General features: G+C 71.1%; 24 protein-coding genes. 17 read left to right on the top strand and 7 right to left on the bottom strand.

Annotation, left to right across the window (positions count from 1 at the left end; translation table 11 throughout):
* Positions 1–95: 95 nt before the first annotated feature.
* Positions 96–2,300 carry a VWD domain-containing protein gene (locus IEY70_RS02800; protein ID WP_189063456.1) on the bottom strand — a complete coding sequence of 735 codons (2,205 nt, stop codon included), beginning with the start codon at positions 2,298–2,300 and terminating at the stop codon, positions 96–98.
* A 136-nt stretch (positions 2,301–2,436) separates the two neighbouring features.
* A complete protein-coding gene (locus IEY70_RS02805; protein WP_189063457.1) occupies positions 2,437–3,423 on the bottom strand; it encodes an acetamidase/formamidase family protein in 987 nt (328 codons plus the stop codon).
* A gap of 39 nt (positions 3,424–3,462) precedes the next feature.
* On the opposite strand from IEY70_RS02805, the gene murF reads away from it, so the two are divergent.
* The 15 genes from murF (at position 3,463) to IEY70_RS02880 (ending at position 17,502) form a co-directional block, all read left to right on the top strand.
* Complete coding sequence (murF, locus tag IEY70_RS02810) at positions 3,463–4,755, top strand: UDP-N-acetylmuramoyl-tripeptide--D-alanyl-D-alanine ligase (protein ID WP_189063458.1); 1,293 nt, start codon at positions 3,463–3,465, stop codon at positions 4,753–4,755.
* A gap of 60 nt (positions 4,756–4,815) precedes the next feature.
* Positions 4,816–5,592, top strand: coding sequence for a hypothetical protein (locus IEY70_RS02815; RefSeq protein ID WP_189063459.1), 777 nt, complete (start codon positions 4,816–4,818; stop codon positions 5,590–5,592).
* 419 nt (positions 5,593–6,011) lie between these two features.
* Positions 6,012–7,190, top strand: coding sequence for a type IV pilus assembly protein PilM (gene pilM / locus IEY70_RS02820; RefSeq protein WP_189063460.1), 1,179 nt, complete (start codon positions 6,012–6,014; stop codon positions 7,188–7,190).
* Positions 7,183–7,878, top strand: a complete 696-nt coding sequence (locus tag IEY70_RS02825) for a fimbrial assembly protein (protein ID WP_189063461.1) — start codon at positions 7,183–7,185, stop codon at positions 7,876–7,878. The genes pilM and IEY70_RS02825 overlap by 8 nt, the downstream gene beginning before the upstream one ends.
* A complete protein-coding gene (locus IEY70_RS02830) occupies positions 7,868–8,503 on the top strand; it encodes a type IV pilus inner membrane component PilO (protein WP_189063462.1) in 636 nt (211 codons plus the stop codon). The genes IEY70_RS02825 and IEY70_RS02830 overlap by 11 nt, the downstream gene beginning before the upstream one ends.
* Complete coding sequence (locus tag IEY70_RS02835; protein WP_189063463.1) at positions 8,500–9,780, top strand: hypothetical protein; 1,281 nt, start codon at positions 8,500–8,502, stop codon at positions 9,778–9,780. Before IEY70_RS02830 ends, IEY70_RS02835 begins: the two co-directional genes overlap by 4 nt.
* A gap of 3 nt (positions 9,781–9,783) precedes the next feature.
* A complete protein-coding gene (locus IEY70_RS02840; RefSeq protein WP_189063464.1) occupies positions 9,784–11,829 on the top strand; it encodes a secretin N-terminal domain-containing protein in 2,046 nt (681 codons plus the stop codon).
* A gap of 102 nt (positions 11,830–11,931) precedes the next feature.
* Positions 11,932–13,080, top strand: coding sequence for a chorismate synthase (aroC, locus tag IEY70_RS02845; RefSeq protein WP_189063465.1), 1,149 nt, complete (start codon positions 11,932–11,934; stop codon positions 13,078–13,080).
* Between the two features lie 90 nt (positions 13,081–13,170).
* On the top strand, positions 13,171–13,854 hold the full coding sequence (locus IEY70_RS02850; RefSeq protein WP_229777589.1) for a shikimate kinase: 684 nt from the start codon (positions 13,171–13,173) through the stop codon (positions 13,852–13,854).
* Complete coding sequence (aroB, locus tag IEY70_RS02855; protein WP_189063466.1) at positions 13,841–14,950, top strand: 3-dehydroquinate synthase; 1,110 nt, start codon at positions 13,841–13,843, stop codon at positions 14,948–14,950. The genes IEY70_RS02850 and aroB overlap by 14 nt, the downstream gene beginning before the upstream one ends.
* Positions 14,951–14,975: 25 nt before the next feature.
* Positions 14,976–15,407 carry a type II 3-dehydroquinate dehydratase gene (gene aroQ / locus IEY70_RS02860; protein WP_189063467.1) on the top strand — a complete coding sequence of 144 codons (432 nt, stop codon included), beginning with the start codon at positions 14,976–14,978 and terminating at the stop codon, positions 15,405–15,407.
* Positions 15,404–15,799: a hypothetical protein gene (locus IEY70_RS02865; protein ID WP_189063468.1), complete on the top strand. Its 396-nt coding sequence runs from the start codon at positions 15,404–15,406 to the stop codon at positions 15,797–15,799. The genes aroQ and IEY70_RS02865 overlap by 4 nt, the downstream gene beginning before the upstream one ends.
* A gap of 170 nt (positions 15,800–15,969) precedes the next feature.
* Positions 15,970–16,395 (top strand): 50S ribosomal protein L13, encoded by a 426-nt coding sequence (rplM, locus tag IEY70_RS02870; protein WP_189063469.1) that lies wholly within the window; start codon positions 15,970–15,972, stop codon positions 16,393–16,395.
* A 2-nt stretch (positions 16,396–16,397) separates the two neighbouring features.
* On the top strand, positions 16,398–16,799 hold the full coding sequence (gene rpsI, locus IEY70_RS02875) for a 30S ribosomal protein S9 (RefSeq protein WP_189063470.1): 402 nt from the start codon (positions 16,398–16,400) through the stop codon (positions 16,797–16,799).
* 97 nt (positions 16,800–16,896) lie between these two features.
* The gene (locus tag IEY70_RS02880) at positions 16,897–17,502 is read left to right on the top strand and encodes an antibiotic biosynthesis monooxygenase (protein WP_189063471.1); all 606 of its coding nucleotides are present in this window, start codon (positions 16,897–16,899) and stop codon (positions 17,500–17,502) included.
* A gap of 71 nt (positions 17,503–17,573) precedes the next feature.
* Here the strand turns inward: IEY70_RS02880 and IEY70_RS02885 are convergent, their stop codons facing one another.
* Genes IEY70_RS02885 through IEY70_RS02895 form a run of 3 tightly spaced genes read right to left on the bottom strand, consistent with a single transcriptional unit; the run spans position 17,574 to position 19,555 of the window.
* Positions 17,574–18,041 (bottom strand): NfeD family protein, encoded by a 468-nt coding sequence (locus IEY70_RS02885; protein WP_189063472.1) that lies wholly within the window; start codon positions 18,039–18,041, stop codon positions 17,574–17,576.
* Positions 18,042–18,045: 4 nt separating this feature from the next.
* Positions 18,046–18,966: an SPFH domain-containing protein gene (locus IEY70_RS02890; RefSeq protein WP_189063473.1), complete on the bottom strand. Its 921-nt coding sequence runs from the start codon at positions 18,964–18,966 to the stop codon at positions 18,046–18,048.
* Between the two features lie 22 nt (positions 18,967–18,988).
* On the bottom strand, positions 18,989–19,555 hold the full coding sequence (locus tag IEY70_RS02895) for a histidine phosphatase family protein (protein WP_189063474.1): 567 nt from the start codon (positions 19,553–19,555) through the stop codon (positions 18,989–18,991).
* A gap of 37 nt (positions 19,556–19,592) precedes the next feature.
* On the opposite strand from IEY70_RS02895, the gene IEY70_RS02900 reads away from it, so the two are divergent.
* Together IEY70_RS02900 and IEY70_RS02905 are read left to right on the top strand one after the other, a co-directional pair.
* The gene (locus IEY70_RS02900) at positions 19,593–21,074 is read left to right on the top strand and encodes an ATP-binding cassette domain-containing protein (protein WP_189063475.1); all 1,482 of its coding nucleotides are present in this window, start codon (positions 19,593–19,595) and stop codon (positions 21,072–21,074) included.
* Between the two features lie 5 nt (positions 21,075–21,079).
* Positions 21,080–21,634 (top strand): PsbP-related protein, encoded by a 555-nt coding sequence (locus tag IEY70_RS02905; RefSeq protein ID WP_189063476.1) that lies wholly within the window; start codon positions 21,080–21,082, stop codon positions 21,632–21,634.
* A 57-nt stretch (positions 21,635–21,691) separates the two neighbouring features.
* Here IEY70_RS02905 and IEY70_RS02910 read toward each other — a convergent pair whose 3' ends face one another.
* A complete protein-coding gene (locus tag IEY70_RS02910) occupies positions 21,692–22,504 on the bottom strand; it encodes an HAD hydrolase family protein (protein WP_229777577.1) in 813 nt (270 codons plus the stop codon).
* Complete coding sequence (locus IEY70_RS02915; protein WP_189063477.1) at positions 22,501–23,256, bottom strand: HAD family hydrolase; 756 nt, start codon at positions 23,254–23,256, stop codon at positions 22,501–22,503. Before IEY70_RS02915 ends, IEY70_RS02910 begins: the two co-directional genes overlap by 4 nt.
* Between the last annotated feature and the right edge of the window lie 67 nt (positions 23,257–23,323).

Consider the following 23,323-nt stretch of genomic DNA (forward strand, 5'->3'; position numbering starts at 1 on the left):
CGCTGCACCCTTCAGGGACAGAAGCAGGGAGCGAAGGTCACCGCCGACGCTCCCTGCTTCCTGCTGTTCCTGTTCTCTACGGCCCACTCCCCTGTTCAGCGGCAGTCCCCGGCGGGCACGGTCACGGTCTGCGTGCTCGTGAAGCGGTTGTTGGCGGTGCTGGCTTCCGGGAAGTACGCGCCGAAGTTCACGCGGGCGGCGTAGGTGTGCGCGCCGGGCGCCGTGGTGGGCTGCGCAGTGGGGTAATACACGGGGACCGTGACGGTCACGTTCTCGCCGGGCGCCAGGGCGGGGAGGCCCACGCCGTTGCCGCGGTACCCGGCGCTCAGGGTCTCGTCGCGGGTGTCCACGACCTGCGCGAGGCCCACGTCGCTGCGGGCGGGGCTGGGGGCCGCGCCGACGTTCCGGACGGTCACGCGGGCGTTCACGAGGGGCGCGCCGCCCGCGCAGGTGCCGCTGTACGCGGCGCTGAACGCGGTGACGGTCAGGTCCGGCAGGGCGAGGCGCACCTGATCGCGGGCCGGTTGCGTATCGGCGCTGCTCGCCGCGAAGCGCGCGTTGCCGGTCAGGGCCACGTCGGTCACGCAGCGGTCCAGCAGCAGCGGATCGGTGACGCCCGCTGCGCGGCAGGTCGCCTCGGCCCCGGCTGCGGCGCTGGCCGGGACAACCACTGGCGCGGACGGGAAGGCCGGATCGTCGAACCCTCCGAAGCGTTCGCCGGTGTCGTACACGAACAGCGACTCGGCGGCGCTCGGCACCCGCCACGAGTTCCCGAAGGTGCCGTACAGGTCGGCGGGCGTCACGGGGCTGCTCAGGGCCGCGCCGCCGCGCGTGGTCAGGTCGTTGGTGGTCACGCCGTCGAAGTTCCCCCACACGCCCCGCACCCGTCCGCGCCGGGCGTCCGGGAGGGTCAGGCGGGCGTCCAGGTACCCGCCGTTGTTGGTGATGGCCAGCCGCTCCCCCCCAGGGAACTCCAGGGTGTACACGTTCCCGCTCTGCGTGACGCGGTGCCCGCCGCCCAGGTCCAGGCCCCCGGCGGGCACGTCCGTGCGCACGCCCGCCTCGCCGATCCGCAGCGCGGGAATCATTCCGGCGTACACGCCGACCTTCTGCCCGTTCATGCGGGTGGCGACCGCCGTGTTCACGCTGACGACGCGGCTGCTGCCCCAGGGGCGCTGGCGGGCCTGCACGCGGAACCCGTCCGTGGTGGCCTGCGTCAGGTCGAACTCCCCGACCGCCTGGAATTCCAGGGCCGTCTGGTCCAGCGTGATCAGGTGCGGGTCGCCCCAGCTGACCGCCGGGGGGTTCGGCGCGGCGGCCTGCACCGTCACGTCCCGCCCGGCCTCGTTCCCGTTCCGGATCGCCATGCGCGAGTCCGGCGTGAAGCTCCCCACGAACGTCCCGTCGTTGTACGCGTACACCCGGACCTTCACGGTCTGCCCCGCCGGGAGCGCGCCCGCGGGGATGCTGAAGCTGCGCGCCGAGCCGGGCAGGTCCCCGGACCGCCACGCGTGCCCCGCCCCGCCCGTCACCCAGGTGGCGGACACCACGAACCGCTGCGGGTTGCTGGCGGACGTCCACGAGACCGGCAGCGCCGCCGACGCCGCGAGGCTACCGCCCGCCGCCGGGGCCGTCAGGGCGGGCGCTTCCGGCACGACGTCCGACGCGAACACCAGGCACTCGCCCACCCGCGTCAGCAGGTTCAGCGGCGCACCCACCGCCACGGGAGCCGGGAGGGTGCCCTGGTACAGCCCGCCACCCGACGCGGCGAGGTTCATGCCGTTCACGGTCACGGTCATGGGCGCGGTCGCCGCGCCGCCCACCCGCACGTTCTGCGACTGCACGCCCATGTCCGTGCCCTGCACCGGGTAGCGCGCGCACACCAGCGGCCCGCCGGACGCCGGAGCCGGGGACATCGCTGCCGCCAGTTTCGGATCACCCAGCGCCACCACCCGGAAGTCGTACCGCTGCCCGTTCTTCAGGCCCTTCACCCGGAACGACATCGGCCCGCCCGCCTTGCCGGTCCGCAGGGGCTGCGCGGTCAGCTTCTGCCCACCCTGGTACACGTCGTACCCGGCCGCCCGCGCGTCACCGGGCCATACCAGCGTCACCGCGCCGTCGTCCGGCAGCACCAGCAGTGGCGGCCCCAGCACGGCGCGCAGCACGTTCGGGTTCAGCACCGGCTGCAGCGGATTGACCGTCCCCTGCGCCATCAGACCCTGCGCGCCCGCCGCACCCAGCAGCGTCAACGTGACCAGCCCACCCACCACGGCCCTCAGTCCCTTTCGCGTGTTCAGCATGAGTCCTGCCTCCTTCCCGGCATGCCCGCCGAGTTGAGGACAGCGTAGAAAAGCCCCCGTGAGCGGCCCATGATCACCCGCGCCGGGAGCATGATCAGGCACACCCGGATCGCCGACCGCTGTCAGCCTTCTGCGGTCAGCCTTCCGCCTCCCCAAAGATGTCCAGTGGCAGGAAGGCACTGACGGTGTAGTTGGGGGCGTCCACGATCTGGCTGATCTTGAGGTCCACGCAGGCGCTGGCGAGGACGTAGGCGTCTTCCAGGCTCAGGCCGCGCGCTTGCAGGCGGCGTAGCGTGGCGCGCAGGGCGGTGCGGGCGGCGGTCATCAGGTCCGGGTGGTGGCCGGTGGTGGCGTGCCACGCGCGGCTGTGGCCGCCGCTGGTGGGCGTGGCGAACTCAGGGGTGGTGATTCCGGCCTGCGGTTCGACGTGGACACGCAGGGTCAGTTGCCCGGCCGTCTCGATGCCGGTGCCGCTGACCTCGCCGTCCCCCTGCGCGCCGTGCAGGTCCCCGCACGACAGGAGCGCGCCCGGCACCTCGACCGGGAGCCAGAGGGTGCTGCCGGTCACGAGTTGCCGGATGTCCATGTTCCCGCCCACCTGCCGGGGCGGCGCGGTGGGGTGCGGGCCGGGCGCGCCGGGCGCCACGCCGATCACGCCGGGGAACGGCGCGAGCGGCAGGCGGATGCCGGGCAGGAAGTCGGTGTGCGTGCCGGCGCGCAGGTCCCAGAAGTGCGTGTAGGGGGTCAGGCCCTCGGCGGCCAGCGCCGCGTCGAGCAGCCCGATGCCGTCGGGGCGGCAGCCGGTCCAGCCCCACGCGGCGGTTCTCACGTCCAGGATCTCGATGCGCAGGGCGTCGCCGGGCTGCGCGCCGCGCACGTGCACGGGACCGGTCAGCGGGTGCCCGCGCGGGCCGGGGCGTTCCGGGTGGGCGTCCGCGACGATCAGGGCGCGCAGGTCGTCCGGGGCGTTCAGTTCCCCGCCCGCGACCCGCCGGGCCACGCCGCCGTCCGAGGCGTCCAGGGTGTCCAGCGTGACGGTATCGCCGCTGTCGATGGTCAGCGCGGGTGCCAGGGTGCCGTCCCAGACGGTGTGAATGTTGCCAGTGCCGAGGTGGTGGGTCATGCGGGTCAGGATAGGGCCGGGCCGGTATGCTGGTGCGTCATGGTTGATCCCTTCTGCGCGCTGCCCTTTTCCGCTGCTGTTCACCCGGAGGCCCGCCCGGCGCGGCGGCTGACGTGGGATTCGCGTGAGGCGTCGCCGGACGTGGCGTTCGTGGCGTTGCCGGGTGAGTCGATGCACGGGAACCGGTTCGTGGAGGCGGCGCTGGCGGCGGGTGCGCCGTTCGTGCTGACGGACCTGGATGTGCCGCGTGCGGTGCGGGTGCCGGACGCGCACGGGGCGCTGCTGGCGTGGGCGCGGGCCGAGCGGGCGCGCAGTCCGCTGGTGGTGGGCGTGACGGGCAGTGCCGGGAAGACCACGGCGAAGAGTTACGTGGCGGCGGCGCTGGACGCGCAGTTCATGCCGGTGTTCAATACCATGCCCGCGATTGCCTGTTTTCTGATCGAGTGTGGTGGGTCGGGGCGGCCTCTGGTGGTCGAGATGGGCATCGACCGCGTCGGTGAGATGGCGGAACTGGTGGATCTGGTGCGCCCGGATGTGGGCGTGATCACCAGTATCGGTCCGGCGCACCTGGAGCAGCTGGGCAGCATCGAGGGCATCGTTCGGGAGAAGGGCGTGATCCTGCGGGGCGTGGACGGCCGGTCCGTGCGGGGGCTGGTGGGCGCGCAGGCGGCCGACTTCTATCCGGGGGTGGACAGTTACGGGTTCGGGGAGGTCACGCATGCGGGCGAGGCACTGACGGTCTCGCCGGACGGTGCGTCGTTCCGGTTTGCGGGGGTGCCGGTCACGTTGCCGCTGGCGGCGCGGGTGCAGGCCGAGGCGGCGGTGCTGGCGCTGGTGCTGGCGCGGGAGGCGGGCGTGCCGCTCTCGGAGGCGGCGGCGCGGCTGGCGGCGGTCAGCGTGCCGGGTGGCCGGTACCGGGTGCATCCGGGGCGGTTCACGGTGATTGACGATGCGTACAACGCGTCGCCGGTGGCGGTGCGGGCGGCGCTGGACGCCCTGAGCGGCTGGTCGGGGCGGCGGATCAGTGTGCTGGGGCGCATGCTGGAACTCGGGCCGACCGAGCGGGAGTTGCATGCCGGGGTGGGCGAGTACGCGCGTTCCCGTGCGGACCTGACGTTCGGGGTGGGGGCGTTCGCGGCCGAGCTGGGTGACCGGGCCTTCGCGAGCGTGCCGGAACTCGTGGAGGCCCTGCTGGCCGAGGTGCGTGACGGTGACGTGCTGCTGGTCAAGGGCAGCCGGGGCATCAGCTGGACGCCCGAACGGCGCGCGCAGGAGGGCGTGGGGCTGGACGTGGTCGTGAGCGCCCTGCTGGCCGCGCGGGACGCGGGGTAAGCGCGCGGGGCCGCAGGACGCCCTCACGGGAGGTCCGGGCCGGTGGGTCAGAATGCGGGCATGGTTTCCCGCGCTTCCCGCTCTGGCCGCCCGCGTGCCCTGCCTGTCCTGCTGCTCCTGCCGCTGTGGGTGGCTGGCTGCGCGCCCGCCGCGCTGGGCGAGCTTCCGGCCGGGGCGACGTTCCGCGCGGCGTTCAGTGAGCAGGGCGTGGCGTGGGTGTCGAGCGGGCGGGCCTGCGTGGCGCGCGCGCCGTCGTTCCGGCCCGAGTGCCCGCGCCTTCCGGCGGCCGTGGATGTCGCCTGGAATGCCGGGGATGCCTGGGCGGCCGTGCCGGGGCTGGGCGTGATCGTCACGCTGGACCGCGCGGCCCGGACGGTGCCGGTGGGGCCGGTCGCGGCCCTGAGCGGCGCGCAGGTGTACCGCGAGGACGGCAGCGCCGTGACCTTCGCGGGTGCCCCCGCATCCGGCCTGCCAGGCGTGGGGTTCCGGGCAGCGGGGGCCGTGACGGGCGGGGACGGGCGGGACTACCTGCTGGTGGGGGGCGAGGTGCGGCGCGTGCCGGACGGCGCGGTGCTGTCGCGCGGCGCGGCGTTCCTGAGCGTCACGCCGGACGGAGTGGTCGGCAGCGCCGCGCCGCAGGTGGAAACGCCCTGGGGCACGTACCGACTGCTGGGCGGTCAGCTGGAGCGGCTGGACGTGACAGGCCGGGTGGTGGCGAGCGTGCCGCACGGGCCGGGCCGGGTGGGCCGGGTGGGATCGCTGATCGTGACGGTGGAGGAGTCGGGCGGGGTGCGGGTCTTCGGTCCCGATCTGGCGCGGGCCGAACAGGGCAGCTGATCGCTGCTGCCGGGTGCAGGTGGGCCGTCTGTTCCGGCGCCCGTTTTGCGTGCCGGGCCGCGCGCCAGACCGGGGGGGTGGGGCAATGGCAGGCGCGTGAGCAAGATGAAGGCCGCGCTTTGTGGTGTACTGCATGGGACTTCCCTCAGCCCGCCTTCATGTTCGGGGTGGATTCAGGGGCGTCGCCGTTCCCGGCGCGTTCCGGCTGAGCCACGGTCATCCCAGAGGGTTCGGGGGCGTCCTGCACGCAGTTTCCGGTGTCGTTCGGGGGTGTCAGAGTTCCGTAAGCGTGAAGGTGATTGCATGGTGCCTACATGCCCGTCCAGCCGCCTCACTTCCGTCTTCCCACCTCTGCTCCCTCTGGGTCTGCACGACGCCAGATGAGTGAATGCTAAAATCCGCGTGATCCTGGAGGGAGAATGTCGAGTTTCCTGCAACGCCTACTGAACCCACGCCCGAACGCCCTGGGCGTGGAAATCGGCACGAGTGCCATCAAGGTCGTGGCCCTGCGCCCCGGCTCGCCGCCGTCCCTCCAGCACGCCGTGATGGTGCCCACGCCCATCGGCAGCATGCGTGACGGACTGGTGGTCGAGCCGCAGGCGGTCGCCACCGAACTGAAGAACCTGCTGGCCGAACACCGCATCACCACCCGCTACGCCGTGACCGCCGTTCCGAACCAGGTGGCGGTCACGCGTAACATCATGGTGCCCCGCATGGAACGCAAGGACCTGCAGGAAGCCATCAAGTGGGAAGCCGAGCGCTACATTCCCTACCCCATCGACGACGTCAGCCTGGATTTCGACCTGCTCGACGACCTGAGCACCATCCCCGAGGACGGGCAGATGGAAGTCGTGATTGCCGCCGCGCCCACCGAGGCGATCGCGCGGCAGATCGAGGTGCTGCGCCTCGCGGGTCTGGAACCGACCGTGGTGGACCTCAAGAGCTTCGCGTCGCTGCGCGCCCTGCGCGGCAACCTGCTGGGCGAGCACCTGACCAAGAGCACCCTGACCGGCACGAACTACACCGAGGCGGGCGAGGTGGCGCTGGTCATGGAGATCGGCGCGAGCAGCAGCGTGATCAACCTCGTACGCGGCGACCGCGTCCTGATGGCCCGTAACATCAACGTCTCCGCCGACGATTTCACGACCGCGCTGCAGAAGGCCTTCGACCTGGACTTCAGCGCCGCCGAGGACGTGAAACTCGGGTACGCGACCGCCACCACGCCCACCGAGGACGAGGAGGACCTGCTGAACTTCGACATGGCCCGCGAGCAGTACAGCCCGGCGCGCGTGTTCGAGGTGATCCGCCCGGTGCTGGGCGACCTGATCACCGAGATCCGCCGCAGCCTGGAGTTCTACCGCGTGCAGAGCGGCGACGTGGTCATCGACCGGACCTTCCTGGCGGGCGGCGGCGCGAAACTGCGCGGACTGGCCGCCGCGATCAGTGACGCGCTGGGCTTCCGGGTCGAGGTGGCCAGCCCCTGGCTGACCGTGCAGACCGATCAGGCGAACGTGGACACCGGGTACCTGCAGGCGAACGCACCCGAGTTCACCGTGCCGCTGGGGCTGGCGCTGCGGGGGGTGACCACCCGTGGTTGAAATCAACCTGCTGCCGCAGCAGTACCGCAAGCAGTCGGAACCCAGCGCCTGGCGCTTTGCCACGTATGCCCTGATCCCGGTCACGGTCGCCGCCATCCTCATTCCGGAAGTCATGACCGCCACGCGCGCCGGGGACCTGCGCAAGCAGATCGACAGCCTGAACGGCGAGGCGGCCGCGCTGGCCCCCGCCGACCGGGAATACCGGCAGCTGACAGGCGAGAAGACCCAGCTGGAGCAGATCACCTCGATCGCCAACCAGTTACGTGAAGGCAAGACCTACTGGACGAACGACCTCGCGGCGTTCACGGCGCAGCTGCCGACCGGCAGTGGCGTGTCGGTCAAGAGCATGACCATCAAGTCGCTGGACGCCAACGCCCTGGGCAGCCTCCAGCAGACCGGCGTGTACAGCGGCAAGAACGTCAGCCGCGAGATCGACCTGACCGGGTCGGCGTCCAGTCAGCAGGCGGTCGTGACGTTCCTGCGGACCTTCGAGACCAACCCGAACTTCGGCGTGAACTTCCGGTCCATGCAGGCGGACGGCGAAACCGGGCAGTACTCCTTCAACGCCAGCGTGGGCATCGTGCAGGCAGCGGCGGCGCCCGCCACCGATCCGGCCACGCCGGGCAGCGCCCCGGCCGCTCCGGCCGCGCCTGCCGGGACCACGCAGGGGGGCGGCAGTGTTAACTAAACTCTCTCCCAGAAACCTGTTCTTCGCGGCGCTGGGCGTGTGCCTGATTGTTCTGGCGCTGTACTTCACCATGCGCTTCACGCCCCGGCAGACCGAGATCAGCAACCTGCAGGGCGAACTGGACACCCTGAACAGCCGCGTGATCACGCTCCGCTCGAACGCCCAGCGGGTCCCGGCGCTGCGTGAGGAAGTCGCGGCGCTGAAGGTGCAGCAGGACGAGTTCCTGGCCGCGCTGCCGCAGACCGCGAACTTCGGCGGGGTGCTTGACGAGCTGCGCCTGACGACCAGCGCCGCCGGGGCCACCATGAACAGCTTCAACGTGCAGGGCGGCAACGCGACGGGCCTGCCGGCCGGGGTGCGGCCCATCGGGCTGAACGTGTCGGTCAGCGGCCGCTTCGCGCAGCTGTTCCAGATGCTGCGCTCGGTGGAAACCATGAGCCGCTTCACGACCGTGAACAACGTCAGCCTGCAACTGCCGACCGCGACCAGCTTCGACCCGACGCTGGAAGGCACGCTGTCCCTGACCGTCTACACCTTCGATCCGGCCCAGGCGGCCCCGGCTGCCGGCGGAACGCCGCAGGCTCCGGACGCCCCGAACGCCGCTCCGGCAGGAGGCACCCAGTGACGCGAGCGCCCGTGAAACTCTCCCGTGAGATGAAGCTGCTGCTGCTGCTGCTGCTCATGGTCGCCCTGATCGGCCTGTGGTACCTGCTGACCAACCGCAGCGCCAGCGATGAACTGGCCAACCAGCCGCAACCGCCGGTCGTGACCGGCACCGGCCCGGGGGACGACACCATTCCCGTGACGCCCACCCCCGCAACCGGCCAGGACGGCACGCCGGCCGCCACCACGCCCGGCGTGGCCGTGCAACCCGACGCGCCCGTGCAGGTCGAGGTGATCCCGCCCTTCCCCACCGACGGGACCGGCACGGACGGCGAGGCCACCACCGACGTGCCCCCCACGCCGTCCGGCATCAACCCGGAAACGGAACTGGCGGCCGTGCCCGGCAACAACCCCTTCCGGCCCCTGCAACTGGACGCCAACGCGGCGGCCGGGAACGGCAGCCCGGTGACCGCGCCCGCAGGCGCGCCGGTCGTCACGCCCAGCGCCGCGCTGCCCGAACCGGTCGCGGTGCCCACGAACCCCAGTTCCTTCGGGTCGGCGGACGGTCCGCTGGCCATCACGCCGCTGCCCGGCAGCAGCAGCGGTTCCGTGTCGGGGGCCGGTCCGTTGCCCGTTCCGACCATTCCTGGCGGGGACGGCAGTACCGGCACGTCAGCCTCGCCGGTGGTCGTCACACCCATTCCCGGTGGCGAGCCTGTGGCCATCACGCCGGGGAACAGCGCGGGCAGTAACGGTGCAGGCAGCAATGGTGCAGGCAGCAACGGTGCAGGCAGCAACGGCGTGGGCACCGGTGACGGCAGCGTCACGCCCACCCCCGCACCCATCAAACCCCCGGTGGCGGGTGTCAGCGTGCCCAGCGTGACCCGCGTGCCCACCCTGACCCCCCAGACCGGCACCACCGGCGCGGCAGGCACCGCGACTGGTACCGGCGCTGGTACCGGCACCGGCGCTGGCGACGGCACGCTGGCCTCCGCGCCCGTCACGGGTACGCCCAGGCCCGGCACGCCGCAGGTCATCACGGACCTGGGCAGCGGGAACACCAGCGTCCCGACCCTGAATGAACTCGATTCCTTCGTGCAGGCGCAGGACCTGGCCTTCAACGCCGTGGTGCTGGGCCCCGTGAACACCGCCATCTTCCGCAGCAAGGACGGCTTCGTGGTCGTGTCGGTCGGTCAGACGCTGCCCGACACGCAGGTGACCGTCAAGGAAGTCACGGCGACCAGCGCCACGCTGAGCCTGGGCAACAACTCGAAGACACTCGAACTGGATAAAAGGTGAGCCATGACTAAACGCTTCGCATTCCTCCTGCTGACCGCCGCGCTGGGCATGGCCGCCGCGCAGACCTCTCCCGCCACCCCGGCCGTACAGACCAGCGGCGCGGCCGACGCCACCGTGGCCGACAGCGCGCTGTCCGGCGCGAACGTGACCATCGAGATCGGCCGGTACGGCGGGCCGCTGTCGAGCCTGCTGGCCGCGCTGGCCAAGGCGGCCGGGTACGGCCTGATCCTGGACACCAACGTGGACGCGCTGCCCTCGGCGGCCGGTACGGCAGCCCCCACCCCCGCCACCGAGGCAGGCACCGGCACCGCCGGTACGGCCGCCGCGACGGGCACGGCCCGCCCGGTCGTGTACTCCTTCCAGAACAAGCCTTTCAATGAGGTCTGGCCGCTGCTGATGGACGTGTACGGCCTGAGCTACGATGTGGTGCGCCTGAGTGGCGAGCCGGTCCTGCGGGTCAGCAACACGCCCATCCAGCGGACCGTGACCCTGAAGAACGCGGACGCCACGCAGGCCTCGCAGCAGGTGAAACTGTTCTTCGGGACGCCCACCTACAGCGAGACGCCGCAGAAGGACGCGCAGGGCAACACGACCGGCGTGCTGCGCACCCTGGCGGACGTGAAACTGGATTCCGCGACCCTGCGGATCATTCCGGACGTGCGCAGCAACAGCGTGATCATCCGCGGCACGAACAAGGAAGTGGCCGAGGTCACGCGCCTGCTGGGGCAACTGGACAGCACGCCCGGCGCAGGGACGACCACCGCCGGCACTGAGACGCAGACCGTGCAGCGCGTGTACGCCGTGAAGGGCGCGCAGGCGGACATCGTGGCGTTGCTGGCCGCGCAGTACCCGGGCCTGAAGGTCACGCCGGTCGGTCAGACCGGGCAGCTGGTCCTGACGGGACCGCAGAACCAGCTGGACGCCTCCCTGGCGCTGCTGGGTCAGGTGGACCGGGTGGCGCCCGTGGTGGCCGGTGCCAAGATCACGCAGCAGGTGTTCCAGCTGGTGAACGCCAGTGCCGAGGAGGTCAAGGCGACCCTGGAAGGCACCCTGGCGCGTGACCTGACAGCCAGTTCGATCGTACCGAACGCCACGCTGATCGACCCGACGACCGGGCAGCCGTACACGACGGGGCCGCTGGCGAACGCGCCGCTGAACCCCGTGTCCAGCACCGCTGCGGCCAGCGGGACGAACGCGGCGGCCACGGGCAGCGCGGCCAGCACGGTGTCGATCATTGCGGACAAGCGGACGAACACCCTGATCGTGCGGGGCACGGCGGATCAGGTGGCGCAGGTGGCCGAACTGATCCCGAACCTGGATCAGCGGGTGCCGCAGATCAACGTGCAGGTGCGCATTCAGGAGATCACGGAGACCGCCACGCGCAGCCTGGGCATGGACTGGAAGGCGGGCTTCGGGGGCTTCACGGTCAGTGCGGGCAGCGGCGGGCTGGGCGCGGCCTTCGATCCGACGCGCAGTCTGGTGGGCTTCAACCTGGGCGCGACCCTCAAAACCCTGGAAGGTCAGGGGCTGAGCAAGAGCGTGTACGACGGCGCGATCACCATGCAGAGCGGTCAGCGTTCGCTGGGCAGTTCGGCCACGCAGAACGCGTCGGGGTCGGCGGCGGCCACCATCAAGAGCGGCGGGCGGCTGGAACTGAACATTCCGTCGACGGCGGCGAACGTGGCCCCCATCCAGAAGCAGATCGATTACGGCGTGAACCTGGACTTCTTCGATCCGCAGGTCGCGCCGGACGGCACGATCACCATGCGCGTGCGCGGGCAGATCAATAACCTCTCGACGACGATCACGGAATCGACCGTGCCGAACCTGTTGCAGTTCACGAACAGCGAGGCCCAGACGACCCTGACCTTCAAGAGTGGCGAGACGCTGCTGCTGAGCGGGCTGCTCAAGGACACCGAGTCTACCCAGAAGAACGGCGTGCCGTTCCTGTCGACCATCCCGGTGGTCGGGGGGCTGTTCGGGACGCAGAGCACCAAGAAGGAGAAGACGCAGTTGCTGGTGGTCATCACCGGGAACGTCGTCAAGTAACCCCTCCCGTTCACGGCGCCCCCTGCCACTGCGGTGCGGGGGGCGTGTTTGTTTGGTCATGCCTGCCGTGCGGGGCGCGGGGGGGCGCTACAGTCCGGTGGTATGAGGTACTTGACCGCCGGGGAGTCGCACGGGCCGCAATTGACGGCCATCATCGAGGGGCTGCCTGCGCAGTTGAATCTGGGCAAGGGGGACATCGACCCGTGGCTGCGAAAGCGGCAGGGCGGGTACGGCCGGGGCCGGCGCATGGTGATCGAGACGGACGAGGCCGAGATCCTGAGTGGGGTGCGGGCGGGCCGCACGACGGGCGCGCCGGTCACGCTGGCCATCGCCAACAAGGATCACCGGAACTGGACGGAGATCATGTCGCCCGAGCCGGGCGGCGAGCCGCGCAAGAAGGCCCTGACGGACGCGCGGCCCGGTCACGCGGATCTGACGGGCGGGATCAAGTACCGGCACAAGGACCTGCGGGACGTGCTGGAGCGCGCCAGTGCGCGTGAAACGGCGGCGCGCGTGGCGGTGGGCAGCGTGGCCCTGAAACTGCTGGGCGAGCTGGGTGTGCAGGGCGCGAACTACGTGGCGAACCTCGCGGGGATCGAGACGCGGGAGGCGTTCTCCTGGGACGCGCTGGACGCCATCGAGGACAGCGACCTGCGCACGCCGGACGCGGACGCCGCCGCGCAGATGCGTGAACGGATCGATCAGGCCAAGAGGGACGGCGACACGCTGGGCGGCATTCTGGAGGTCCGGTTCCGGGGCCTGCCGGTGGGGCTGGGGTCGTTCGTGCATTACGACCGCAAGCTGGACGGGCGGATCGCGCAGGCGTGCCTGAGCGTGCAGGCCATGAAGGGCGTGGAGATCGGCCGGGCCTTCGAGAACGCCACCCGCCCGGGCAGTGGCGTGCATGACGCCGTGTACTACCGCGAGGGGACGTACGCGCGCGACACGAACGGCGCGGGTGGCCTGGAGGCCGGCATGACGAACGGCGAGGAGCTGATCGTGCGGGTCGCCATGAAACCCATCGCCACGCTGATGAAGCCGCTGCCGACCGTGAACGTGGTGTCGCACGAGCCGTCCGACGCGGCCCGTGAGCGCAGTGACACGACGGCCGTCCCGGCGGCGGGCGTGGTGCTTCAGTGCGCGATCGGGTGGGTGCTGGCCGAGGCGATGCTGGAGAAGTTCGGCGGCGACACCCTGCCCGAGTTGCAGGAGCGCGTGGCGGCGGCCCGCGCCTTCGCCCAGGCGTACTGAGGCGGGCGCGTGCTGAGCGACACGCAGCAGGCAGGCGCGGGGGCGCTGGCGGCCTTCCTGGCGGGCCTGGAGGAAGGCCTGAGCGGGCACCTGCGGGAGCTTCCGCCGGAGGTAGCGCTCACGGAGGGTGCATCCGTCACGCCGCTCGCCGGGGATTCCCTTACACTGTCCCCCATGTTCAGTTCCGGCCTCATCGAGCGCCCCGTGTCGTGGGTGGCGCTGGCCGGTTTCATGGGGACCGGGAAAAGCCGCATCGGCTGGGAGCTGTCGCGGGCGCTGGCGCTGCACTTCGTGGATACCGACAAGCTGATCACGCGGGTGGTCGGTAAGACCATCCCCGAGGTGTTCGCGCAGGAGGGCGAGGGTTACTTCCGGGCCTGCGAGCACGAGGTCGTGCACCGCGTCACGCGCCTGGAGCACGCGGTGATCAGCCTGGGTGGCGGGACCTTCATTCAGGAGGAGAACCGCCGTCAACTGCTGGAACGCGGCCCGGTCGTGGTGTTGTGGGCCACGCCGGAAACGGTGTACCAGCGCACCAAGCACAGCGACCGGCCGCTGCTGCGCGTCGAGGATCCCCTCTCGACCATCCGCTCGATGATGGACGAACGCGAACCGGTGTACCGGCAGGGCACCATTCACGTGCACAGCGACGGGCGCCCCAGCGAGGAGATCGTCGAGGAGATCATCGAGCGGCTGTGGGACTGGGCGGACGCGCAGCACACCTGGGCGGCGCCGTCCGACGGAACGGCCGGGGATCACCGTGCGGCGGATTGAGGTCGGCACGGCCGGACAGGGCGCGCAGCCCTACACGGTCACGGTCGGCGCGGACCTGCTGGCGGGCCTGAGCGTCCCCGAACGGCACGTGGCACTCATTCACCCGGCGGACCTGCCCCGTGAGTTCGTGGCGCAGGTGCAGGCCGCCCTGAACCCGGCCGTGACGGTCGAGGTGCCCGCCCGCGACGACTGCAAGACGCTGGATGTCCTGAGCGGCGTGCTGTCGCGGCTGGCAGCGGCGAACATCCCCCGCGACGGTGCCGTGGTGGGCCTGGGCGGTGGGGCCGCGACCGACCTGGCGGGCTTCGTGGCCGCGAGTTACCTGCGCGGCGTGGCGTTCTACACCCTGCCGACCACGCTGCTGGGCATGGTGGACGCCGCCGTGGGCGGCAAGACCGGCGTGAACCTGCCGGAAGGCAAGAATCTGGTCGGGGCGTTCTGGCCGCCGCGCGCCGTGTGGTGCGACACGGCGACCCTGGCGACCCTGCCGCAGGCGGTCTTCCGCGAGGGCGCCGCCGAGGCGTTCAAGCACGGCCTGATCAGCGACCCCAGCCTGCTGGCGCGCGTGCTGAACCCCGAATTCCGGCCCGGCGGCGCCCTGCTGGAAGACACGGTGGCCGACGCGATCGCCGTGAAGGCCGGCGTGGTGACCCGCGACCTGACCGAGCGGGGCGAGCGGGCCTACCTGAACTTCGGGCACACGCTGGCGCACGCGCTGGAAGCCGTCACGCACCACGGCGTCTCGCACGGCGACGCAGTCGGGTACGGCCTGCATTACGCCGCGCGGCTCTCGCTGGCGCTGGGCGGCGAGGACCTGACTGCTCACACGCGGGCGTTCCTGCGCTGGCAGCGGCCGTCTCCCCTGCCTGCCCTGACCTACGAGGACGTGGCCCCATTCATGGCACGCGACAAGAAAGCCGACGCGGACGGCGTGCGCTTCGTGCTGCTGCGCGCCCTGGCCGACCCGTACCTGACCCGCATGCCCGAAAGCGTCCTGAGAAACGAATTCACGGGCTGGCAGGCGGACCTCGCGGACCTGGGACTGACCCCCGTGACCACACATGCCGCCCCGCTGCACAACCCCGCGCTCACCTGACCCGCCGGGGCGGTAGGCTGAAGCCATGCTGCTCGTGCTGAACGGCCCCAACCTCAACCGCCTCGGCCTGCGTGAACCCGGCGTGTACGGCTCCCAGACCCTCGAAGACCTCGAACGGCAGTGCGAAAGCTGGGGCGCGGAACTCGGCACCTCTGTCACCTGCCGCCAGAGCAACTACGAAGGTCAACTGATCGAATGGATTCACGAGGCGCAGGAACAGGGCTTCAGCGGCGTGGTCATCAACCCCGGCGCACTCACCCACTACAGTTACGCGCTGCGCGACGCCATCGCCGGGCAACCCCTGCCGGTCATCGAGGTGCACATCAGTAACGTGGACGCCCGCGAGGAATTCCGGCATAAGAGCGTCACGGCCGCCGTGTGCCGCGGCAAGATCAGCGGCCTGGGCTTCCTGGGCTACCGCCTGGGCATGGAAGCCCTGGTGGAAAGCCAGGGATGAGATGGCCCGACCACGAACGGGACGGCTTTGAGCTCCTGTCTGCCGAGGAACGTCACGCGGCGAACCCCGACACCTTCTGGATTCCGACCCTTCAGGTCCGGTCCAGTCTCCAGCGGGGACAGGCCGCGAAACTCCTGTTCGACATCCGGTTTGAGGAGCATGGCAGGCCAATGCTCGGAACAGAGCGCATGTGGGTCATCGTCTCGCGGCAGGAGGGGGACGTATACATGGGCGTCCTCGACTCTATCCCTAGAACGACTGCTTCCGGTGACTACCTGCAGACCGGCGTGGAGGTTGCGTTCCTGCCCGAACACGTCTGCGATACCGGGAATCCGCCAGAGGAGTACTCGAACTGGCGGCTTGAACAGTCTCCCATCCAACGTTGGACGTAGAATCCATCTTCACCGCTTGCCCCCAGGCCCCCAAATCTGATAGCCTTGCCTTTAGTGTCTCGTGCTTGGTAGGGCCGAGGCGACCGGGAGGCACCCGGACACACACGTTTTCGTCTCCCCGTCGGAGCGGGGTGTGTCGCAGCCAAATCCCATCTTCATGGAGTTTCACGGTGAAAACCTACATCCCCAAAAATGACGAGCAGAACTGGGTCGTTGTCGACGCAGCGAACGTGCCCCTGGGCCGCCTGGCGACGCTGATTGCGAGCCGCATTCGTGGTAAGCACCGCCCCGACTTCACGCCGAACATGATTCAGGGCGACTTCGTGGTCGTGCTGAACGCCGAGAAGGTCGCCCTGACCGGCAACAAACTCGACGGCAAGGTCTACACCCGCTACAGCGGCTACCAGGGCGGCCTGAAGACGGAAACCGCCCGCGAGGCGCTGAAGAAGCACCCCGAGCGCGTCATTGAGCACGCCGTGTTCGGCATGCTGCCCAAGGGCCGTCAGGGCCGCGCCATGCACCCCCGCCTGAAGGTGTACGCCGGCGAGACGCACCCCCACGCCGCCCAGAAACCCCAGACGCTCGAGGTCAAATAATCATGGCGATTCAGCAACCTGAACAGTTCTACGGTACCGGCCGCCGCAAGACCGCCGTGGCCCGCGTGTTCCTCCGCCCTGGCGAAGGCAAGATCATCGTGAACGGCAAAGAGTTCCAGACCTACTTCCGTGGTCTGCTGCGCGCCGTGCACGCCCTCCAGGCGTTCCGTGAGACCGGCACTGCCGGCCGTTACGACGCCGTGATCACCGTTGTCGGCGGCGGCCCTACCGGTCAGGCCGACGCCATCAAACTGGGCATTGCCCGCGCGCTGCTGAAGGTCAACCCCGACTTCCGCACCCAGCTGAAGCCCAAGGGCCTGCTGACCCGCGATCCCCGTGAAGTCGAGCGCAAGAAGTACGGCCTGAAGAAGGCCCGCCGCGCTCCCCAGTTCAGCAAGCGCTGAATCACGGACTGCTGCGACCCCCGCCCCCTGTTCGGGCGGGGGTTTCTTGTATGCCCGGATGGGGCGTGGAGGCCGGATACGGTAGACTGCGGGGCTGATGTCTGCTCACCTTGACCCCGCCACTCCCGATCCTTCACCCACCAGCGCTCCCCCGACCGGGACGGGCATTACCCTGGTCGTCACCGAGCGGGTGCGCCGCTCGCAGCTGGAGGCGTACGAGGCCTGGGCACGCCGCCTGCACGTCCTTCAGGGGGCGCAGCCGGGGTTCGTGGGGCTGCATGTCCTGCGGGACCTGAGCGGGCCGGTCGCGGAGTACGTGACGCTGGTGCGCTTCCGGGACCGGGCGTCGCTGGAGGCGTGGCGGTCATCGCCCGCCTACCGCGAGGCGCTGACGGAACTGGACCGCTTCACAGCGGGCGAGGTCGAGTACCGCGAGGCGCAGGGGCTGGAGGCGTGGTTCGACCGGCCCTCGCGGCTGCCGGCGCCGCCGCTGTGGAAGAACGTGCTGGTGGGCGTGGTGGGCGTGTACCCGCAGATCATGCTGTTCGCGTGGCTGCTGGCGCCCGTGACGGGCGACTGGCCCGCTTGGGCGGCCACGCTGGCGACCGCCTCGTTGTCCACGTTGTTCCTGAACTGGCCGGTGCTGCCGCTGCTGTCGCGGGCACTGCGGTCCTGGCTGTACCCGGCGCGGCGCGGCGCGTAGACCGGGAAAGGGGAACAGCAGGCGCGGCCAGAGCAGATGCCCTGGCCGCGTGCCGCATTCCCTGAGTCAGCTCAGGTCCAGCTGCCGTTGACCTCACGGACGTGCAGGGTCGCGCCGTCGGCCGCGACGATCAGCACGCGGGACCCGGCGGGCGTGTCGGGACCGGTGGCGCGCCACTCGCCGTCCGCGACGCGCACGCGGCCCACGCCGTTCTCGATGGCCTGCGTGACGGTCACGGTCTGCCCGACCAGGCGTGTGCTGCCCAGGTTCAGGGTGGCCGCCTCGGGCGAGTCGGGCAGCAGGCGGCTCAGGTAGCGGCGGCCCAGCAGGACACTGACGACGCTCAGGGCAGCGAACAGCAGCAGTTGCACGGCCACCGGGACGGGCAGCACGAACACCACGAGGCCCAGCGCGAAGGCGGCCAGTGCCAGCCACACGAAGAACACGCCGGGCGCCGCGACTTCCAGGATCAGCAGCAGGGCGCCCAGCACCCACCAGTGCCAGGGTTGCACGCGTTCCAGGGTGGGCAGCCAGTCCACGCGCCTAGTCCTTGCGGCCGCCGAAGGCTTCGCGCGCGACTTCCGCGATGCCCTGCAGGCTGCCGAGCACACTGACGGCCTCGACGGGCAGGATCAGCGTCTTCTGGTTGGGGGCGGTGGCGATGTCTTTCAGGGCGTCCACGTAGCGCTGCGCGACGAAGTAGTTGATGGCCTGCACGTTCCCGGCGGCGATGGCCTCGCTGACCATGCGGGTCGCTTCGGCCTCGGCCTGCGCCTGCCGTTCGCGGGCCTCGGATTCCAGGAAGGCAGCCTGGCGGCGGCCCTCGGCGTTCAGGATCTCGGCCTGTTTCTCGCCCTCGGCTTTCAGGATGGCGGCCTGCCGGAAGCCCTCGGCGTCGAGGATGTTGGCGCGTTTCTCGCGTTCGGCTTTCATCTGGCGGGCCATGCTGGCGACCAGATCGGCCGGCGGTTTGATGTCCTTGACCTCGATGCGGGTGACCTTCACGCCCCAGGGTGCGGTGGCCTCGTCCACCACGCCAAGCAGGCGGGCGTTGATCTGGTCGCGGTTGCTGAGGAGTTCGTCGAGGTCCATGCTGCCCATCACGGTGCGGATGTTGGTCATGGTGAGGTTCAGGCTGGCCTGCTGAAGATTCCCGACCTCGTAACTGGCCTTGGCGGCGTCGAGTACCTGGTAGAACACGACGGCGTCCACGGTGACGAGCGCGTTGTCGCGGGTGATGACCTCCTGGCTGGGCACGTCGAGGACCTGTTCCATCATGTTGACCTTCCGGCCGATCTGGTCGATGTACGGAATGATGATGTTCAGTCCGGGCGACAGGGTGCGCTGGAACTTCCCGAAGCGTTCCTGCGTCCACTGGTAGCCCTGCGGGACGCTCTTGACCCCGGCGAACAGCGTGATGATGACCAGCAGCAGCAAGACGCTGACAAAAATAGTGAATCCCATGGTGCCTCCTGTGTACAGGTCGTTACGCGCCGCCCGGCCCGGAAGTTCCCTGCGCATCCGGCCACGCGACGGTCACGCTGCCCAGCAGCGGCAGCGCCTGCCAGACCGTCCAGGGATCGCGTCCGGTCAGGTGCGCGGCCAGGAGGCTGATGACGGTGCCGTGCGCCACGACCGCCACGCACGGCTGCGGGTGAGCGGTCATGACGGCCGTGACGGCGTTATGGAAGCGCGTCAGGGCGTCGCGGGCACTCTCCTCGCCGCTGACCACCTGCTCCGGGTGATCGAAGAACCGGCGGATATCCGCCTCGAACGCGGCCGGATCGGGCCGCCAGGGGGCCGTGTAGCGCAGTTGCTCGTGCAGGCCCTGCATGGGCCGCAGCGGTGCGCCCAGCGCGGCGGCCAGTCCCTGCGCGGTGGCGTGCGCCTTGGGTTCCACACTGCACGCCACAAGATCCGGGCGGGGGTGCAGGGCCGCCAGCAGCGTGGGCAGGTCGGTCAGGGCGTCGTCGGCCAGCGGCCAGTCGTGCGCGGCCACCTGCGGGTCGATGCGGGGGCGGCCGTGCTTGATCAGGTGCAGGGTGCGGGTCATGCCCCTGTCGTAGCACGCGCCCGCTAGACTCGCGGGCATGACGGCGCTGGTGACCCTGGAGAACGTGACGGTGGTGGCCGGGGGCCGCACGCTGCTGGAGAACGTGACGCTGGAGGTCGGCCGGGGCGAGGCGCTGCTGCTGCGCGGCCCGAACGGGGGCGGCAAGACGTCGCTGCTGCGGCTGCTGTCGGGCGAGGTCGCCCCGGTCAGTGGGCGGCGGGTGTACCGGCTGGGCGGGCAGGAGCAGACTTCGGCGGTGCGGGCGCGGCGGTCCCTGGCGGTGGTGGGGCCGGACGCCGAGGCGTTCTACCTGACGCGCGACTGGGCGGTGACGGTGCGGGACCTGCTGCTGGGCGCAGCGCGCGGCGAGCGCCTGAACCTGTGGGAGGCCACCCCCGCCGAGGAGCGGCGCGTGGCCGACGTGGCGGCCCTGACCGGGCTGGGGCCGCTGCTGGAGCGGGACGTGCGGACCCTCAGTCACGGGCAGCGGCGGCGGGCGGTGCTGGGCGCGGCATTGATGCCCGCGCCGGAACTGCTGCTGCTGGACGAGTTCACGGACGGCCTGAGCGGCGAGGCCCGCGCGGAACTGGGGGCCGTGATTGCCGGACTGCACGCCTCGGGCGTGACGGTCGTGCTGGCCTCTCACCGGCCGGAGGAAGCACCGGACCTGCCGTGGCGGACCGTGACCGTGCAGACCGGACAGGTGCGCGCCGGACCCGCACCGGCCCGGTCGGACGGCCCGGCAGGAAGCGCGCCCGACTGGCCGACCTTTCCTGCCCCGCCGACCGGCGACCTGCCACCCACGCTGGTGCAACTGGAGAACGTCAGCGTGTACCGCAACGGGCACCGCGCCCTGGGACCGGTCTCGTGGTCGTGGCAGGCCGGGCAGCACTGGCTGGTGACGGGCGGGAACGGCAGCGGCAAGAGCACCCTGGCGCGCCTGATCGCCGGGGAACTGCACCCCGCGCTGGGCGGGCAGGTGACGCGGCCGTTCCTGACGCGCGACCTGCTGAGCGACCGGCGGCGCGGCGTGGGGCTGGTCAGCGCGGAACTGGGCATCCGGCAGCGGCGCGAGTGGACGGGCCGGGACGTGATCGGCAGCGCCTGGGACGGCACGGAAGGGTTCACGCACACCCTGGACGCCGCGCAGCACGCCGAGGTGGACCGGCTGGCGGCCGTCCTGAACGTCACGGACCTGCTGGACCGCCCGGCCGACACGCTCTCGCAGGGGCAGTTGCGGCGGCTGCTGCTGGCCCGCTCGGTCGCGCACCGCCCGCGCCTGCTGATCCTGGACGAGGGCCTGGACTTCCTGGACGCCGGGTCCCGCGCCGCGTTCCTGGGCCTGCTGCCGGACCTCGTGCGCGGCGGCACGCACCTGCTGGTCGTCGCCCACCGCGCGTCCGACGCCCCGGCGGGCCTGACCCACCACCTGCACCTGTCGGCGGGCCGGGTGGCGTTCTGTGGACCGCGCACGCCGGGCCGCGCGTCAGATTCGGCTCACCTTCAGGCACTACCCTGAGCCGCATGAAGCGTGCCCTCCTGACCCTCGCCCTGCTCGCCGCGCCCGCCCTGACCGGCGCGGCGTCCGCCCAGACCACCCCCGCCCCCGCCACGCCGGAAACCCGGACCATCGAGGCCATCACCGCCACGAGCGAGAAAGGCTACTCGATCCGCGTACCGGCCGGCTGGACGCCCCTGAAGAACGTGCCCGGCACCGACGTGGCGTTCGTGTACCAGAAGATCGGCAGCCTGCGCCCCACCGTCACGGTCGTCGTGCAGGACATCCCCGCCGACCTGAAAGCCACGCTGGCCGACGTGCGCGACCTGAACGCCCGCAAGATGCCCGACGTGGTGCCCAAACTGAAGATGCTGGGCGAGAAGACCGTGAAAGTCAGCGGCAAACCCGCCATCCTCTGGACGTACACCGGCGACGGCGAGGGCGGCACCGTCCGCTGGACGCAGGTGTTCACCCTGAAAAACAACCGCCTGTACACCGCGACCCTCATGACGCCCACCGGCACGCCCGGCGACGTGATCGAGCAGGGCCGCGCCATTCTCGACTCGCTGACCCTGAAGTAAGCCAGGACGCAGTGGTGGCCCGGTCGATCCCAGCGGTCGCCGGGCCACCACTGCGTATCAGCGGGTCGCGGCCAGCCGGTCGGCCCAGGCGTGCAGGAATGCGCCCAGGTCCGCCTGTTGCGGCACGCGGGTGTTCGCGTGCGGGGTCAGCAGGGGCAGCGAGCCGACCTGCACGGCGTACGCGGCGACGTCCAGCATCGCCTCGTCGTTGTCGCTGTCTCCGAAGGCGACGGTCTGCGTGTGCGGCACGTTCAGGGCGTCCGCGATCAGGGTCAGGGCCGCGCCCTTGTGCGCGCCCTGCGGCGTGACGGTCAGGAAGTGCGGGTACGGGTCCTGCGCGCCGGTCAGGACCAGGTGCGGGTGCGTGGCCCGCAGCCGCCCGGCGAACGCCGCGACCTGCGGGTGGTAGTACCCGACCTTCAGGATGCCCTCGCGGGGCGCGTCGGCCAGGGGGCGGAACTGGCGCAGCACCATCCACGGTTCGGGTTCCACGCCGGGCGGCAGGTCCACGTACAGGCCGTCGGCGGTGAACAGGACCACGCGCGCGCCGTCCAGTTCGTGCGCCAGCGTGGCCTCCAGGTCCGCGTCGCTGAAGCGCGCCTCGGCGTGCAGGTCCGCGCCCACCGTGATGCGGCCGCCGTTGTTGGTGGCGACCGCGTCGGGCTGCATGACGCGCAGCACCTGCGACGGCGGCGTGTCGCGTCCGGTGATGATGGCCAGTTTCACGCCCAGCGCCCGCAGCCGCGCCAGGGCCTGCGCCGCGTCGGGCTGCACCTCGCGTCCCGCGTCGGGGATCAGGGTGCCGTCCAGATCGAAGGCCATCAGGAGCGGCGGGGTCACGGGCAGGTCGGCGGGCAGGGTCACGGTCACGCGCGGCAGCCTAGCGCGTCCGCCCGGCAGCGCGCGAGGACGGGGGGCACATCCGCCGGGCCGGGTGCGCTCAGGTGCGCGGCGTGCAGGGCCGGGTGTGCGCCTACCCGCAGGAAGGTCCGGGCATGCGGGAGCATGGCGGCGTCGGCGGGGCCGTCCCCGGCCGCCCAGGTGCGCGCGGCCGGCACGCCGAGGTGCGTGGCGAGGTCCCGCAGCGCCTCACCCTTGCCGGCGCCCGCTGCGACCAGGACCAGTCGGTCGCGGCGTTCGCGGATGACCTGCGCGCCCGGAATGGCCGCCCACTGCGCCTGGAGCCCGTCCAGGCGGTCGGCGTCCGGCTGGCCGTGCACGACTTTCAGGGGTGCGGGGGCGTGCGGCCAGCGGTCCTCGAAGTCGGGGTCGGTGTGCCGCAGGATGCCGCGCGGGTCGGGCGTGACGATCAGGGTCTTACAACGGCCGCCGCGCTCGGTGGGCGTGAGGGCGCCCAGGGCCGCGTGGACGGCCGTTGTCGGCAGGGTGCGCTCCCACAGCACGCGGCCCTCGCAGCGCAGCCACGCGCCGTAGCAGCGGGACACGCTGTGCAGCGGCCAGTCCCGCAGCAGTGGCGGAAGGCGTCCGCGCGCCGTGATGACCGCGACGTGCGCGCCGCCCAGCTGCCACGCCCGCAGTTCGTCCAGCAGGCCGGGTGGGGGCTGCGTGTCCGGGCCGATCAGGGTTCCGTCGAGGTCCAGGGCCAGCAGTGCGGTGGGCACGCAGGTACGGTAGCGCGGCACGGTCGGTAAAGTGCACGAAAATGCGCCGCTCCCAGAGCGGGAGCGG

The sequence above is a fragment of the Deinococcus seoulensis genome, assembly GCF_014648115.1.
GTDB lineage: Bacteria > Deinococcota > Deinococci > Deinococcales > Deinococcaceae > Deinococcus > Deinococcus seoulensis.

What these genes read in the sequence shown, in the direction of transcription:
- aroQ (WP_189063467.1), top strand. Translation starts at nt 14,976, where the DNA reads ATGCTGCTCGTGCTGAACGGCCCCAACCTCAACCGCCTCGGCCTGCGT.
- IEY70_RS02880 (WP_189063471.1), top strand. Translation starts at nt 16,897, where the DNA reads ATGTCTGCTCACCTTGACCCCGCCACTCCCGATCCTTCACCCACCAGC.
- rpsI (WP_189063470.1), top strand. Translation starts at nt 16,398, where the DNA reads ATGGCGATTCAGCAACCTGAACAGTTCTACGGTACCGGCCGCCGCAAG.
- aroC (WP_189063465.1), top strand. Translation starts at nt 11,932, where the DNA reads ATGAGGTACTTGACCGCCGGGGAGTCGCACGGGCCGCAATTGACGGCC.
- IEY70_RS02800 (WP_189063456.1), bottom strand. Translation starts at nt 2,300, where the DNA reads ATGCTGAACACGCGAAAGGGACTGAGGGCCGTGGTGGGTGGGCTGGTC.
- IEY70_RS02815 (WP_189063459.1), top strand. Translation starts at nt 4,816, where the DNA reads ATGGTTTCCCGCGCTTCCCGCTCTGGCCGCCCGCGTGCCCTGCCTGTC.
- IEY70_RS02865 (WP_189063468.1), top strand. Translation starts at nt 15,404, where the DNA reads ATGAGATGGCCCGACCACGAACGGGACGGCTTTGAGCTCCTGTCTGCC.
- murF (WP_189063458.1), top strand. Translation starts at nt 3,463, where the DNA reads ATGGTTGATCCCTTCTGCGCGCTGCCCTTTTCCGCTGCTGTTCACCCG.
- IEY70_RS02900 (WP_189063475.1), top strand. Translation starts at nt 19,593, where the DNA reads ATGACGGCGCTGGTGACCCTGGAGAACGTGACGGTGGTGGCCGGGGGC.
- IEY70_RS02805 (WP_189063457.1), bottom strand. Translation starts at nt 3,423, where the DNA reads ATGACCCACCACCTCGGCACTGGCAACATTCACACCGTCTGGGACGGC.
- IEY70_RS02895 (WP_189063474.1), bottom strand. Translation starts at nt 19,555, where the DNA reads ATGACCCGCACCCTGCACCTGATCAAGCACGGCCGCCCCCGCATCGAC.
- IEY70_RS02840 (WP_189063464.1), top strand. Translation starts at nt 9,784, where the DNA reads ATGACTAAACGCTTCGCATTCCTCCTGCTGACCGCCGCGCTGGGCATG.
- pilM (WP_189063460.1), top strand. Translation starts at nt 6,012, where the DNA reads ATGTCGAGTTTCCTGCAACGCCTACTGAACCCACGCCCGAACGCCCTG.
- IEY70_RS02905 (WP_189063476.1), top strand. Translation starts at nt 21,080, where the DNA reads ATGAAGCGTGCCCTCCTGACCCTCGCCCTGCTCGCCGCGCCCGCCCTG.
- IEY70_RS02890 (WP_189063473.1), bottom strand. Translation starts at nt 18,966, where the DNA reads ATGGGATTCACTATTTTTGTCAGCGTCTTGCTGCTGCTGGTCATCATC.